The sequence below is a fragment of the Glycomyces endophyticus genome, assembly GCF_039531525.1.
In the GTDB taxonomy this organism is placed as follows: Bacteria; Actinomycetota; Actinomycetes; order Mycobacteriales; family Micromonosporaceae; genus Glycomyces; species Glycomyces endophyticus.
Genome location: NZ_BAAAQF010000024.1, coordinates 31,732 through 44,525, shown reverse-complemented (window position 1 = coordinate 44,525; position 12,794 = coordinate 31,732). Strand labels below are relative to the sequence as shown.

Annotated in this window: 12 protein-coding genes and 1 pseudogene; 5 read left to right on the top strand and 8 right to left on the bottom strand. The window is 72.6% G+C overall.

The genetic code is table 11. From position 1 onward, the window contains the following. Nucleotides 1-56 precede the first annotated feature (56 nt). Nucleotides 57-2,024 carry a potassium transporter Kup gene (locus tag ABD419_RS22490; protein WP_425556165.1) on the top strand — a complete coding sequence of 656 codons (1,968 nt, stop codon included), beginning with the start codon at nt 57-59 and terminating at the stop codon, nt 2,022-2,024. Nucleotides 2,025-2,074: 50 nt separating this feature from the next. Here ABD419_RS22490 and ABD419_RS22485 read toward each other — a convergent pair whose 3' ends face one another. After that, nucleotides 2,075-2,512, bottom strand: a complete 438-nt coding sequence (locus ABD419_RS22485; protein ID WP_344491508.1) for a VOC family protein — start codon at nt 2,510-2,512, stop codon at nt 2,075-2,077. Between the two features lie 82 nt (nt 2,513-2,594). Here ABD419_RS22485 and ABD419_RS22480 point away from each other — a divergent pair, with 82 nt between their 5' ends. Beyond that, nucleotides 2,595-3,182, top strand: coding sequence for a TetR/AcrR family transcriptional regulator (locus tag ABD419_RS22480; protein WP_344491505.1), 588 nt, complete (start codon nt 2,595-2,597; stop codon nt 3,180-3,182). Nucleotides 3,183-3,204: 22 nt separating this feature from the next. On the opposite strand, the pseudogene ABD419_RS22475 reads toward ABD419_RS22480, so the two are convergent. From ABD419_RS22475 to sigK, 4 genes and pseudogenes are all read right to left on the bottom strand, one after another. After that, nucleotides 3,205-3,780 (bottom strand): annotated as a pseudogene (locus tag ABD419_RS22475) (fasciclin domain-containing protein); the annotation flags it as partial. A 43-nt stretch (nt 3,781-3,823) separates the two neighbouring features. Further along, entirely contained in the window at nt 3,824-5,329 is a 1,506-nt protein-coding gene (locus tag ABD419_RS22470) for a molybdopterin-dependent oxidoreductase (RefSeq protein ID WP_344491502.1), read from the bottom strand. Nucleotides 5,330-5,459: 130 nt separating this feature from the next. Then, nucleotides 5,460-6,185 carry an anti-sigma factor gene (locus tag ABD419_RS22465; protein WP_344491500.1) on the bottom strand — a complete coding sequence of 242 codons (726 nt, stop codon included), beginning with the start codon at nt 6,183-6,185 and terminating at the stop codon, nt 5,460-5,462. Continuing rightward, nucleotides 6,182-6,724: an ECF RNA polymerase sigma factor SigK gene (gene sigK, locus ABD419_RS22460; RefSeq protein ID WP_344491497.1), complete on the bottom strand. Its 543-nt coding sequence runs from the start codon at nt 6,722-6,724 to the stop codon at nt 6,182-6,184. Before sigK ends, ABD419_RS22465 begins: the two co-directional genes overlap by 4 nt. A 216-nt stretch (nt 6,725-6,940) precedes the next feature. Here sigK and ABD419_RS22455 point away from each other — a divergent pair, with 216 nt between their 5' ends. Further along, on the top strand, nt 6,941-8,179 hold the full coding sequence (locus tag ABD419_RS22455) for an alpha-hydroxy acid oxidase (RefSeq protein WP_344491494.1): 1,239 nt from the start codon (nt 6,941-6,943) through the stop codon (nt 8,177-8,179). On the opposite strand, the gene ABD419_RS22450 is transcribed toward ABD419_RS22455, so the two are convergent. Then, a complete protein-coding gene (locus ABD419_RS22450) occupies nt 8,142-9,437 on the bottom strand; it encodes an MFS transporter (protein ID WP_344491492.1) in 1,296 nt (431 codons plus the stop codon). The genes ABD419_RS22455 and ABD419_RS22450 overlap by 38 nt on opposite strands. Nucleotides 9,438-9,507: 70 nt before the next feature. Between ABD419_RS22450 and ABD419_RS22445 the strand changes: the two genes are divergently transcribed. Beyond that, nucleotides 9,508-10,485, top strand: coding sequence for a GlxA family transcriptional regulator (locus ABD419_RS22445; protein WP_344491489.1), 978 nt, complete (start codon nt 9,508-9,510; stop codon nt 10,483-10,485). Here the strand turns inward: ABD419_RS22445 and ABD419_RS22440 are convergent. Then, on the bottom strand, nt 10,482-10,898 hold the full coding sequence (locus ABD419_RS22440; RefSeq protein ID WP_344491486.1) for a Rid family hydrolase: 417 nt from the start codon (nt 10,896-10,898) through the stop codon (nt 10,482-10,484). The two genes, ABD419_RS22445 and ABD419_RS22440, sit on opposite strands and share 4 nt — an antisense overlap. Nucleotides 10,899-10,989: 91 nt before the next feature. Between ABD419_RS22440 and ABD419_RS22435 the strand changes: the two genes are divergently transcribed. Then, on the top strand, nt 10,990-11,481 hold the full coding sequence (locus ABD419_RS22435) for a MarR family winged helix-turn-helix transcriptional regulator (RefSeq protein ID WP_344491483.1): 492 nt from the start codon (nt 10,990-10,992) through the stop codon (nt 11,479-11,481). 4 nt (nt 11,482-11,485) lie between these two features. On the opposite strand, the gene xynC is transcribed toward ABD419_RS22435, so the two are convergent. After that, entirely contained in the window at nt 11,486-12,751 is a 1,266-nt protein-coding gene (gene xynC, locus ABD419_RS22430; RefSeq protein WP_344491480.1) for a glucuronoarabinoxylan endo-1,4-beta-xylanase XynC, read from the bottom strand. Between the last annotated feature and the right edge of the window lie 43 nt (nt 12,752-12,794).

Genomic DNA, 12,794 nt, shown 5'->3' with positions numbered 1-12,794 from the left:
AGGACCGGGCATTCCTTCACGGGATCGCGCTAGCGTGCGGCACGAAAGGAGCTCACGTGACCGCTCAAACCAGCGAGGGCACGCTCGACCGGACACCCGTCGGCGCGCCCCCGCGACACCCCGGAAATGGCGGCCCGCTGCGCCTCGCCCTGCTCGTCGGCGCGCTCGGCGTCGTCTACGGCGACATCGGCACCAGCCCCATCTACGCCCTCCAGACGATCTTCAACCCGGCCGACCCGCACCCGGTGCCGGTGAACACCGCCAACGTGTACGGCATCGTCTCGCTGATCTTCTGGTCGGTCACGATCATCGTCACCGTCTTCTACGTCGGCATCGCCATGCGCGCCGACAACGACGGCGAGGGCGGCATCATGGCCCTCATCACGCTGATCCGCCGCCACGCCTCGGGGCGGAGCCGCAAGGCCGCTCTCACCCTCGCGGCCCTGGGCATCTTCGGCGCCGCGCTGTTCCTCGGCGACTCGATGATCACCCCCGCGATCTCGGTGCTCTCCGCGGTCGAGGGCGTCAAGACGGTCAGCACCGGGCTCGAAGCGGCCATCATCCCCGCGACGGCGGTCATCATCGTGATGCTGTTCGCCTTCCAGAAGCGCGGCACCCACGTCATCGGCCGCTGGTTCGGCCCGATCATGTGCGTCTGGTTCGGCGCGCTCGCGCTCCTCGGCGTCGGCGGCGTCGCCCGCAACCCCGAGATCCTCAAGGCCCTCTCCCCCGGGTACGCGATCGACTTCGTCTTCGGCAACTTCGGGGTCGCGTTCTTCGCGCTCGCCGCGGTCATCCTCACGTTCACCGGCGCCGAGGCCCTCTACGCCGACATGGGCCACTTCGGGCGCAAGCCGATCTCCAGGGCCTGGATCGGCATCGTCTTCCCCGCCGTGATGCTCAACTACATGGGCCAGGGCGCGCTCATCCTGGAGGACACCGGGAACATCTCCGGGTCGTTCTTCCTCCTCGCGCCCGAGGCGCTGCGCATCCCGCTGCTCGTGCTCACCACCGTCGCCACCGTCATCGCCGCCCAGGCGGTCATCTCGGGCGCGTTCTCGGTCGCCTCGCAGGCGTCCGAGCTGGGGTACCTGCCGCGGCTGCGCATCGCGCACACCTCCGAGCACCAGTACGGCCAGATCTACGTGCCGTGGATCAACTGGCTGCTCATGGTGTCGGTCCTGGTCCTGGTGTTCGCGTTCCGCACCTCGGAGGCGCTCGCGTTCGCGTACGGCATGGCCGTCATCGGGACGATCGTCATCGTGGTGCTGCTGTTCCTGTACGTCGCCCGCGTCCGCTGGGGCGCCCCGAAGTGGCTGCTGGCGACCGGCGGCGGCCTCCTGCTCGCCATCACCGTGGTGTTCCTGGCCGCCAGCTCGACGAAGATCATCCACGGCGCGTGGCTGCCGCTGCTCATCGGCGTCCTCGCGTTCACCGTCATGATCACCTGGCAGAAGGGCCGCGAGGTCGTCACCGGCGAGCGCGAGCGCCGCGAGGGCTCCCTGCGGGAGTTCGTCGACAAGCTCCGCGAGGGCGAGCCGAAGGTGGCCCGGGTCCCGGGCACGGCGGTGTTCCTCGACCGCGGCAAGCACAGCGCCCCGCTCGCCATGCGCTCGAACCTGGAGCAGAACCACGCCCGGCACTCGCAGATCGTGGTCCTCTCGGTGGTGACCGAGCCGGTGCCGCGCGTGGGCGAGCCCGACCGGCTCACCGTCGACCAGCTCGGCGACGTCCGGGACGCGGTCATCCACGTGACCGCCCGGTTCGGCTACATGGAGACCCCGGACGTGCCGCGCGCGCTGGAGGCGATCGACCCCGAGCAGGCCGAGGGGCGGCGGCTCAACCTCGACCGGGCCACGTACTTCCTGTCGACGATCCAGCTCAAGCCGGGCAAGGGGAGGACGATGGCGACGTGGCGCAAGCACCTGTTCATCGCGACCTCGCACATCACGGCCGACGCGGCCGAGCACTTCCGGCTCCCCCGCGACCGCACGATGATCATCGGCTCGCACATCGAGGTCTGACCCGCGCGTGAAGGCCGGGCGTCCCCGCGGGGGCGCCCGGCCTCGGCGTCTCAGGCGGGTTCGTGGCCGGGGGCGTACTGCTCGCGGTACTCCTGGGTCGGCGGGACGATCGTGATGACGTCGACCATGGCGCCGTCGGGGGCGGCGACGATGAAGTGGCGCTGGCCGAAGTCCTCGGTGCGCAGCGGCAGCAGCTCCTCCAAGCCGGCGTCGCCGACGAGGCGGGCGTGCTCGGCGTCGACGTCGTCGACCTCGAAGTTGAGGAGCAGGCCGCCGCGCAGGCGCTCGCGGTGCCCGGCGGGGATCGTCGGGTGGCTCGCGTCGAGGATCGCCAGCTCGTAGTGGGGCGCGTCGGGGCGCCGGAGGCTGACGTACCAGTCGGCGGCGAAGACCTCCTCGAATCCGAAGTGGCGCACGTAGAAGTCGGTGGTGGCGGCGACGTCGCCGGTGGCGAGCACCGGGTAGAAGCCGGTCAGCTTGGCGGTCATGGCGGGTCCTCTCGAGTTTCACATACCCCGGGTATGTGGAATTCGATGTTAACATACCTCGGGTATGCGAAAGGGAGGCCGGATGACGAGGACCGAGCAGCGGGAGGCGACGAGGCGGGCGCTCCTGGAGGAGGGCCGCCGCCGGTTCGCCGCGGACGGGTACCACGACGTGGTGCTCAGCGAGGTCGCGCAGGCCGCCGGGGTGACCAAGGGGGCGGCGTACCACCACTTCGGGAGCAAGCTCGGGCTGTTCCGGGCCGTCGCGGCGCAGGTGCAGGAGGAGCTGGGCGCGCGCGTCGCGGCCGAGGCCGACCGCCGTGCGGACCCGTGGGAGCAGCTGCGCGCGGGCTGCCGGGCGTTCCTGGCGGCGGGGACCGATCCGGCCGTGAGCCGGATCCTGCTGGTCGACGCGCCGACGGTGCTCGGATGGGACGAGTGGCGCGCGATGGACGAGGCGTCGTCGGCGCGGCATCTGCGGGAGGCCCTGGAGGGGCTGGTCGCGGCCGGGGTGGTGGCGGAGCAGCCGGTCGAGCCGCTGGTGCGGCTCCTGTCGGGGGCGATGAACGAGGCCGCGCTGTGGCTGGCGCGGACCGCGGACGCGGCGGCGCTGGAGCAGGCCGCCCTCGCTTTGGACCGGGTCCTGGGCGGCCTGCGCACCGGGGCCGCCTGACGGCGGCCCCGGAACCTGCTACGCCNCAGACCACAGCCGCTTCGCCGTTGACGGTGAAGTCCTCACCGGAGCCTTCGACGTTGAGCGTGCCGCCCTGGAGGGTGGTGTGCTCGCCGGCGAGGGCGTCGGGTGCCAGCTCGCCGGCCACGACGTGGTAGGTCAGGATGCTGGTGAGCGTCTCCTGGTCGGCCAGGACGGCGTTGAGGTCGGCCTCGGGGATCTTGGCGAACGCGTCGTTGGTGGGCGCGAACACGGTGATGTCCTCGGCGGTGTTGAGCGTGTCGACCAGGTCGGCCTCGCCCACGGCGGTGACGAGCGTGGACAGGACCGGGTTGTTCGACGCGGCGGTGGCGACCGGGTCGTCGGCCATGCCGGAGAACGAGCCCTCCCCGTCCGCGGGCACGGCCGAACACGCCGCACCGAACTCCCCGGCCGGCGCCATCTCCGCAGACGACTCCTCCTGCATGCTCTCCTCGCTCGACGTCATGTCCTCGGAGGACGAGTCGTCGCCGCTGTCGGAGCCGCACGCGGTGAACACGAAGGCGCATCCGGCGGCGGCCAGGACGGCGCCGGCCCGGGTGATGAGTCGGTTGTTCATGGTCTTGCCTCTCTGTTCGGTCGCAGGGCGGCAGCCCTGCGGATCATTCGGCGTTCAGGACGACGGAGTGCCATCCGGTGGCACCGTCTGGGAAGGGCGTGACCCGCTCCCCGGTCTGGACCTCGCCGTCGCCGGCGGTGGCGCGGACCTCCAACTTGCGGCGGCCGGGTTCGGCCTCCCAGGTCCACTGCCACTGCCGCCACGTGTCGTTCCCGATGACGGGCGCGAGATCGGCGTCGTTCCAAGGGCCTTCGTCGACCCGGACCTCGACGCGGGCGATGCCGCGCTGCTGGGCCCAGGCCACCCCGGCGACCGCGGTGGGTCCGGCCGGGACGGTCTTGAGTGGTTTCGGGGTGTCGATGCGCGAGAAGGTCTTGATCGGGGCCTCGGCCGCCCAGTCGCGGCGCACCCAGTAGGCGTCGAAGTCCGCGAAGGACGACAGCTCGATCTCGGTGAGCCACTTGGTGGCCGAGACGTAGCCGTACAGGCCCGGGACGATCATGCGCACCGGGAAGCCGTGTTCGAGGGGCAGCGGCTCGCCGTTCATGCCGACGGCGATGAGCGCGTCGCGCCCGTCGGTGCAGACCGCGGTCGGGGTGCCCGCGGTCCAGCCGTCGGCCGAGCGCGAGACGACCTGGTCGGCGCCGGGCTCGGGCCCGGCCTCGGCGAGGAGCTCGGCGAGGCTCACCCCGAGCCAGCGGGCGTTGCCGGCGAGGGTGCCGCCGACCTCGTTGGAGACGCAGGAGATGGTGATCTCGCGTTCGACGAGGTCGCGGTCGAGGAGGTCCTGGAAGGTCAGCTCCATCGGGTTGGCGACGCGGCCGAAGACGCGCAGCCGGTAGTCCTCGGGGAGGACGCGCGGGAGCACCAGCGCGGTGTCGACGCGGTAGAAGTCGGCGTTGGGGGTGAGGTACGGGGTGAGGCCGTCGACGTCGAGGCCGGTGCCGGCGGGGCCGACGGAGGCCGGTTCGGGGAGGTCCACGGCGCTGCGGGCCGCTTCGAGGTCGCCGGTGCCGCCGAGGCGCCACCCCGCCGCGCCGGCGATGCCGGCGCCGGCGAGGGCGATGAGCACGCCTCTGCGGTCGACGGCCCGTCCGGGCACGGCGCGGCCCTCGGCCTCGCGGTCCGGTCGCCCGCGGAGCAGCAGCGCGAGGACGACCGCGCCGCAGGCGGCGCCCGCCAGTGACGGCAGCGCCCACCAGGGGGAGGCGGCGGGACGGGTGAGGGCGGCTGCCGCACCCGCCCCGCCGAGGAGGGCCAGGACGGCGTATCCGACCCAGAGGCGCCGACGGGCGACGACGCCGGTCGCCGCGGCGAGCACGGCGAGGGCCGCGCCGATCCCGGCCAGGAGGACGAGCTTGTCGTTCGCTCCGAAGGTGCGGATCGCGAACTCCTTGACGGGTTCGGGGACCGCGTCGACCACGGCGGCGCCGATGGCGGCGATGGGCGCGCTGCCCGGTGCCACCGCGGCGGCCGCGAGCTGCGCGGTCGCGACGGCGACGGCGGCGCAGGCGATGCCGGCGGATGCGGCGGCGATGGTCGGTCTCATGCCCTTGATTCGGGGGCGGGGGGCCCGCGGATGGGTCGGGGCCGGAATTTTCTTGGATTTTTTCCGCGATCGGGCATGAAACACGCTGCGACCCGGTCCGATGGACCGGGTCGCAGCGGTTCGGCCGTCGCTACGCGTCGAGCGGAACGCCGGCGACCATCGGGAGGGTCGGGGTCTCGGAGCCGCCTGCGGGTTCCTGGGTGACGCCGACGAGCTCGGCGTCGCCGAGGCCCGTGACGAGCATGGTCGCGGACCGTTCGCCGGGGGCCATGACGCCGGCCGAGACCTGGCCGTCGGGGTCGACCATCCAGACCTGGTAGGCACGGTCCTCGCCGATGGCGGCGAGCCCGGACACGACGACGACGGCCTGGTCGAGGGCGTCGGAGCGCACGACGGTGACGTCGCCGCCGCCTTCGGCCGCGACGGTGCCGACCTCGGCGTCGTCCGCGCCGAGGACGGCGGCGATCCGGTCGGACTCGGTGGGCGCCTGCGAGCGCATGACCGACCAGGTGACGATGCCGCCGACGACGGCCATGACGGCGGCCAGCGCGCCCGCGGCGAGGGCGAGGCGCATGCGGGGCATGCCGCGGTGGCGGCGGAGCCGCGGCGCGGGCGGTTCGGGGGCCGGGGACTCCTGGCGGGTGCGGGAGGCCTCGAAGAGGACGCGGTCGCGCAGGCGCGGCGGCGGGTCGGCGACGGTGACGTCGGAGAGCCGCCAGACGGCCTCGCGGAGTTCGGCGGCCTCCTGCGCGCAGGAGGCGCACTCGGCGAGGTGGCGTTCGACCAGGGCCCGTTCGGCGTCGTCGACGGCGTCGACGGCCCAGGGGCCGATGAGGGCGTGCACGTCGGCGCTCATCGTGCCACCTCCAGGCAGTCGCGGAGTTTCAGGAGTCCGTCGCGGATGCGGGACTTGACGGTCGGCACGGCGGTGTCGAGGAGCGAGGCGACCTGCCGGTAGGTGTGGCCGCCGTAGTAGGCGAGGGTGACGGCCTGCCGCTGGAGTTCGGTGAGGGTCTGGAGGCAGCGCCGGACCTGCCGGTGCTCCAGGCGGACGGCGGCGGCCTCGGCGACGGCGTCGTAGCCGGGGGCCTCGCTGTAGGCGGTGCGGCGCTCGCGGTCCCCGGAGGCCTGGACGGAGCGGACGCGGTCGACGGCGCGGCGGTGGGCGATGGTGGAGATCCAGGATCCGGCGGAGCCGCGGCGCGAGTCGAAGCGGGTGGCGGTGCGCCAGATCTCGACCAGGACCTCCTGGGCGACCTCCTCGGCCTGGGCGGGGTCGCGCAGGACCCGCAGGCAGAGGCCGTAGACGCGCGGCGCGGCCTCGTCGTAGAGGCGCGCGAACGCGTGCTCGTCGCCGAGCGCGGTGTCGTGCAGCAGGCGCTCGATCGTGGGCATCGCCGCCTCTTCGACCGCCGTCAGGCGGGGTCGGCCTGTTCGCCAGGCCTTCGGATCCCCCTGTGTGGACATCATCACGCTCCCCGGTGCTCGTCGACTCCGATCGCCCGGTATTCGGAGCGGGGGCGGCCGGGGATGGGTCAGGTCGGGGGGAATTTTCGGGCGGGGCACAATGGCGGTGACGGACCCCTCGCCCGCTCCTCCGATAGGCCTCCGATGACAAAGCGCCAGTTTCCCCGCCCGCACGACATCCTGCCTTTGATACGTTTCAAAAAGCCCGAGTTCAACGCGAAGCGGCGGCGCCTGGACGCCGCGCTGACGATCGGTGATCTGCGGGCGATCGCGAAGAAGCGGACGCCGCGGGCGGCGTTCGACTACACCGAGGGCGCGGCCGAGGGCGAGCTGTCGCTCGCGCGGGCGCGCCAGGCGTTCGAGGACGTGGAGTTCCACCCCGCGATCCTGCGCGACGTCTCGAAGGTGGACACCGGCTGGGACGTGCTCGGGAAGCGCTCGGCGCTGCCGTTCGGGATCGCGCCGACCGGGTTCACGCGGATGATGCACACCGAGGGTGAGACCGCCGGCGCCGGCGCGGCCGCCGCGGCGGGCATCCCGTTCGCGCTCTCGACGATGGGCACCACGCCGATCGAGGAGGTCGCCGCGGTCGGCGGCCCCGACGGGCGCCACTGGTTCCAGCTGTACATGTGGAAGGACCGCGACCGGTCCATGGCCCTGGTCGAGCGGGCGGCGGCGGCCGGGTTCGACACGCTCCTGGTCACCGTCGACGTGCCCGTGGCCGGGGCCCGCTTGCGCGACAAGCGCAACGGGTTCGCGATCCCCCCGGCGATCACCGCCCGCACGTTCTTCGACATGGCGCGCAAGCCGCACTGGTGGTTCGACATGCTCACCACCGAGCCGCTCTCGTTCGCCTCGCTCAACCGCTGGTCGGGCACGGTGGCCGAACTCCTCGACACCATGTTCGACCCGACGGTGGACTACGAGGACCTCGCCTGGATCAAGGAGCAGTGGCCCGGGAAGCTCGTCGTGAAGGGGGTCCAGACCGTCGCGGACGCGAAGGCCTGCGCCGATCTCGGCGTGGACGCGGTGACGCTGTCCAACCACGGTGGCCGCCAGCTCGACCGGGCGCCGATCCCGTTCCACCTCCTCCCCCGCGTGGTGAAGGAGGTGGGCCGGGACGTCGAGGTGCACCTGGACACCGGGATCATGTCCGGCGCCGACGTGGTGGCGTCGGTCGCCCTGGGCGCCAGGTACACCATGATCGGGCGCGCCTACCTGTACGGGCTCATGGCCGGTGGCCGCGAGGGCGTGGACCGGGCCGTCGCGATCCTCCGCGAGGAGGTCGAGCGGACCATGAAGCTCCTCGGCGTCGCGGCGCTCGAGGAGCTGGAGCCGGGCCACGTCACCCAGTTGGAGCGGCTGGTGCCGCGGGCCTCCTGATCGCCAGGGACATCACCGCGGCGAGCGCGCACAGCGCTCCCGCGGTGAACCACGCCGGGTCGTAGTTCCCGGTGGCGTCGCGGACGAAGCCGGCGCCCCACGCGATGAGGGCCGCCCCGAACTGGTGGGAGGCGAGGACCCAGCCGAAGACGACCGCGCCGTCCTCGCCGAAGTGCTCGCGGCACAGCGCGATCGTCGGCGGCACGGTCGCGACCCAGTCGAGGCCGTAGAAGACGATGAAGAACAGCATCGGCGGCCGCACGTCACCGGCGAACAGGGACGGCAGGGCGAGCAGCGAGGCGCCGCGGAGCGCGTAGTAGACGGCGAGCAGGTGCCGCGGGTCGAACCGGTCGGTGAGCCAGCCGGAGAAGATCGTGCCGGCCATGTCGACGATCCCGATGACCGCGAGGAGGGAGGCGGCGGCCGTCAAGGGCATGCCGTGGTCGTGGGCGGCGGGCACGAAGTGGGCGCCGACGAGGCCGTTGGTGGACGCGCCGCAGATCGCGAACGTCCCGGCCAGGAGCCAGAACGCGCGGGAGCCGCTGGCCCGCCACAGGCTGCCGAGGGCCCGCCGGGCCGCGCCGGACCCGGAGACGGCAGGGGCGGTGTAGTCGTCGCCGGCGCCGTAGGGCCGCAGGCCGACGTCCTCGGGCCGGTCGCGCACGACCAGGAGCACCAGCGGGACCATCGCCAGCGCGGTGAGGGAGACGAGGACCGAGGCCGAGCGCCAGCCCGGGCCTTCGACGAGGAGGCCGACGAGCGGCAGGAACACGAGCTGCCCGGCGGCGCCGCCGGCGGTGAGGATGCCCGAGACGAGGCCGCGGCGGGCGATGAACCAGCGGTTGGTGATCGTGGCGACGAACGCCATCGCCATGGACCCGGTTCCGATGCCGACGATGAAGCCCCAGCACAGGACCAGCTGCCAGGAGGCGGTCATGAAGACCGTGGCGCCGCTGCCGAGGGCGATGAGGGCGAGCGCGATCGAGACGACCCGGCGGATGCCGTAGCGCTCCTGGAGCGCGGAGGCGAAGGGCGAAAACAGGCCGTAGAGCAGGATGTTCACGGAGATCGCGGCGGAGATGGTGCCGTGGGACCAGCCGAACTCGTCGTGGAGCGGCTCGATGAAGACGCTCGGGGTGGCGCGGAAGGCGGCCGCGCCGACGAGGGCGACGAAGCTGACGGCCGCCACCCACCAGGCGCGGTGGACGCGGCGGGCGGTGCGGGGCTGCTCGGGGGCGTCTGGGGCTGCTATGGACATTCGTCCAGTTTCGTCGCGGCGCCGGGGATCGGCCAGTGGCCGGGAGGCCAACATGTGCGAGGATCGGGCCATGAGCGTGTTCCACCATCCCGGTCGCCACCGGGTCGCGGTCCTGGTCCGCCACGGCCTCCTGCCCGTCGAGCTGGGCATCCCGCACCGGGTGTTCGGGTCCGCGAGGTCGGGCGGGCGGCCCCTGTACGAGGTGGTCACGTGCACGACCGAGTCCGGCGAGGTGCGCACCGAGGCGGACGTGACGGTGAACGTGGCGAACGGCCCGGAGGCGCTGGCGGAGGCCGACACGGTCGTGGTGCCCTCGGAGCACGAGTCGGACGAGACGTGGACGGCAGGCCGCCTGCCGGGGCCGCTGGCCGACGCGCTCGCGGTGATCCGGCCCGACGCGCGGATCGCGTCGATCTGCACGGGGTCGTTCACACTGGCGGCGGCGGGGCTGCTCGACGGGCGGCGGGCGACGACGCACTGGGACTCGGCCGAGCGGTTCCGGCGGCTGTTCCCGCGGGTGCGGCTGGAGCCGGACGTGCTGTACACCGAGGACGGCCGGGTGCTGACGTCGGCGGGGGTGGCCTCGGGGTTCGACCTGTGCCTGCACATGGTCCGCAGGGACTTCGGGGTGGCCGTGGCGAACCGGGTGGCGCGCCGGTCGGTGGTGCCGCCGCACCGCGACGGCGGGCAGGCGCAGTACATCGAGCGGCCGGTGCCCGCGCCGGGCGCGGCGGCGACGGTGCGGGCGCGGGAGTGGGCGCTGGCGCGGCTGCACGAGCCGCTGACGCTGCGGCAGCTGGCCGACTGCGAGGCGATGAGCGTGCGCACGTTCACGCGCCGGTTCCGCGAGGAGGTGGGCACGTCGCCGCAGCGGTGGCTGCTGCACCAGCGGCTGGAGCGGGCGCGGGACCTGCTGGAGCGCTCGGACGGGTCGATCGACCGGGTGGCGGCCGACGCCGGGTTCGGGTCGGCCGCCTCGCTGCGGATGCACTTCCAGGCGTCCCTGGGGGTCTCGCCGAGCGCGTACCGGCGGACCTTCGCGGGTTAGCTCGGGACGACGGCGGTCACGCGGATCTCGACGCGCATCCCGGGGGCGCCGAGGGCGGCGACGCCGAGCTCGGTCCAGATGGGCTCGCGGCCGTTCATGCGCTTGCGGAACTGCTCGGCCATGAGGCGGCCGGGCCGCTCGCCGATGTAGGCGGGGTCGTCGGGCAGGTGGTAGGAGTCGACGCTGACGACGTCGGCCCAGGTGGCGCCCGCGGTGTTGAGGGTGCGCTCGACGTTGTCGAAGGCCTGGGCGATCTCGTCCTCCAGGTCCGCGGGGAACTCGATGTCGTCGTTCCAGCCGCCTTGGCCGGAGATCTCGACGCGGTCGCCGATGCGCACGGCCTGGCTGTAGCCGAGGAGGCCGTGGAGCTTCTCCCCGGCGCCGGGGGTGATGAAGAACTGCGGGTGGCTCATGGCGTGTCCCTTCGGTTGACTTCACGCTTGAAGTCAACCTATCACGATTGACTTCAAGCGTGAAGTCAGTGTGGGCCGGTAGACTGCCGCCATGCCCACGACTGCGGACGCCGAGGGGGGCGCCGGCCCGGTGCGGTGGCTCGACCCCGCCGAGAAGGAGGCCTGGACCGGCCTGGTCTCCCTGGTCTACCTGCTGCCCGAGCGCCTGGAGGCGCCGCTCCAGCGCGAGTGCGGCATGAGCCTGTTCGAGTACCTGGTGCTCAGCCACGTCTCCGAGGCCCCCGACCGGCGCCTGCGCATGAGCGAGCTGGCGTTCCTCGCGAACGGCTCGCTCTCGCGCCTCTCCAACGTGGTCAAGCGGTTCGAGACGCGCGGCTGGATGGAGCGCTCGCCCGACCCCGTCGACGGCCGCTACACGATCGCCGCGCTCACCGGGGACGGGTACGCGGCGGTGGTCGCCGCCGCGCCCGTCCACGTGCGCGCCGTCCGCGAGGCGGCCCTCGACCGGCTCGACGCGGAGGACCAGGCGGCCCTGGCGCGCGTGGCCGAGAAGCTGCGCGTGCGCCCGGTCGACCTGGCCTGAGCCGCTAGTTCAGCACGTAGGTCCGGATGCTCTGGGCCGGGAGCTGGGAGCCGAAGGCGCCGTTGGTCATCGGGACCGCGTTGGAGGCCGCGAGGGTCTGGCTCGACGTCGTCACCCAGGTGGCGAACGAACCGGTGCCGCCGCCTTCGAGCGTGAACGGGAGGTACACCGCCGAGGCGTTCTTGTTGACGGCGACCATGACGATCCGCGACCCGCTCTTGAACGCCGAGAGGTACACGCCCGACTGCGGGTTCGCGGTCGCGGTGATCCGCTGGAAGCCGGGGCGCACCCACTTGGCGTAGTGGGCGAGGTTCGCGCCTCGCTTGCTGATCTGGCCGTCCTCGCGCATCGGGCCGTAGCCGCGGCGGAGGTACCACCAGATGTAGGCCTGGAAGCGGCCGTTGACGAGGGCGCGGTGGACGTGCTCGCCGACGTCGAGCGCCCCGGGCCACAGGTCGGCCGAGTCGCTGGAGTTGGGGTAGTAGACCTCGGTCATCCACAGCTCCTTGCCGGCGCCCCGCTGCTGGAACAGCGGGTAGGCGAAGTCGGCGGGCTGGGTGCCGTAGAGGTGGGCGCCGAGGATGTCCATGTTGGCCAGCGCGGCGGCGTCGTTGAGGATCGGGTCGGAGAGGTTCTTGCGGTACTGGAAGGACTCGGGCGCGATGACCTTGGTGCTGATGACGCTTGAATGCTCTTTGAGGAACCGGACGATCTCGGCGGCGGTCCACGCGGTCCACTCGCTGGCGTAGTCGGGCTCGTTCTGGACCGAGACCGCGTAGAGGTTCACGCCGTTGTTCCTCATGTAGACGGTGAAGTCGTCGAGGTGGCGGGCGTACGCGCCGTACTGGTCGTACCGCAGGCGCTTTCCGCCGGAGAAGGACTCCGTCATGCTCGCGGGCGGGTTCCACGGCGAGGCGATGACCTTGGCGCCCAGCGCGACCGCGCGCTGGGCGGTGGGGAGCTCGCGGCTCCAGTTCGCGCGGTCCTCGTGGACGGGGATGCGCAGGATCGAGAAGCCGAGCTGCCCGGCGCCGTTGCCGAAGGCGGTGTCGCGCTGGGCGGCGGTGAGGTCGCTGATCCACACGGTGTGGTTCATGCCGCCGAAGCCCTGGATGGTCTGCTGCACCACCGAGGGCTGGATGAGGACGGTGGTCTGCGCCGATGCGGGCGAGGGGGCCGCCAGGACCGGGAGGGCGGCTCCCATCGCCAGGATCGACCTGCGGCGCAGGGCGGTGGATCGGTCGCGGGCTTCGTTCGGACGGGACGCCATCGCTCCTCCAGAGGTTCGGAAGTTTCCGAGAGTTTCAGAATGC

Excerpts from the sequence above, each read along its gene's own strand:
- ABD419_RS22450 (WP_344491492.1), bottom strand. The coding sequence starts at position 9,437 with ATGTCCATAGCAGCCCCAGACGCCCCCGAGCAGCCCCGCACCGCCCGC.
- ABD419_RS22470 (WP_344491502.1), bottom strand. The coding sequence starts at position 5,329 with ATGAGACCGACCATCGCCGCCGCATCCGCCGGCATCGCCTGCGCCGCC.
- ABD419_RS22435 (WP_344491483.1), top strand. The coding sequence starts at position 10,990 with ATGCCCACGACTGCGGACGCCGAGGGGGGCGCCGGCCCGGTGCGGTGG.
- ABD419_RS22445 (WP_344491489.1), top strand. The coding sequence starts at position 9,508 with ATGAGCGTGTTCCACCATCCCGGTCGCCACCGGGTCGCGGTCCTGGTC.
- sigK (WP_344491497.1), bottom strand. The coding sequence starts at position 6,724 with ATGCCCACGATCGAGCGCCTGCTGCACGACACCGCGCTCGGCGACGAG.
- ABD419_RS22480 (WP_344491505.1), top strand. The coding sequence starts at position 2,595 with ATGACGAGGACCGAGCAGCGGGAGGCGACGAGGCGGGCGCTCCTGGAG.
- ABD419_RS22455 (WP_344491494.1), top strand. The coding sequence starts at position 6,941 with ATGACAAAGCGCCAGTTTCCCCGCCCGCACGACATCCTGCCTTTGATA.
- ABD419_RS22485 (WP_344491508.1), bottom strand. The coding sequence starts at position 2,512 with ATGACCGCCAAGCTGACCGGCTTCTACCCGGTGCTCGCCACCGGCGAC.
- ABD419_RS22440 (WP_344491486.1), bottom strand. The coding sequence starts at position 10,898 with ATGAGCCACCCGCAGTTCTTCATCACCCCCGGCGCCGGGGAGAAGCTC.
- xynC (WP_344491480.1), bottom strand. The coding sequence starts at position 12,751 with ATGGCGTCCCGTCCGAACGAAGCCCGCGACCGATCCACCGCCCTGCGC.
- ABD419_RS22465 (WP_344491500.1), bottom strand. The coding sequence starts at position 6,185 with ATGAGCGCCGACGTGCACGCCCTCATCGGCCCCTGGGCCGTCGACGCC.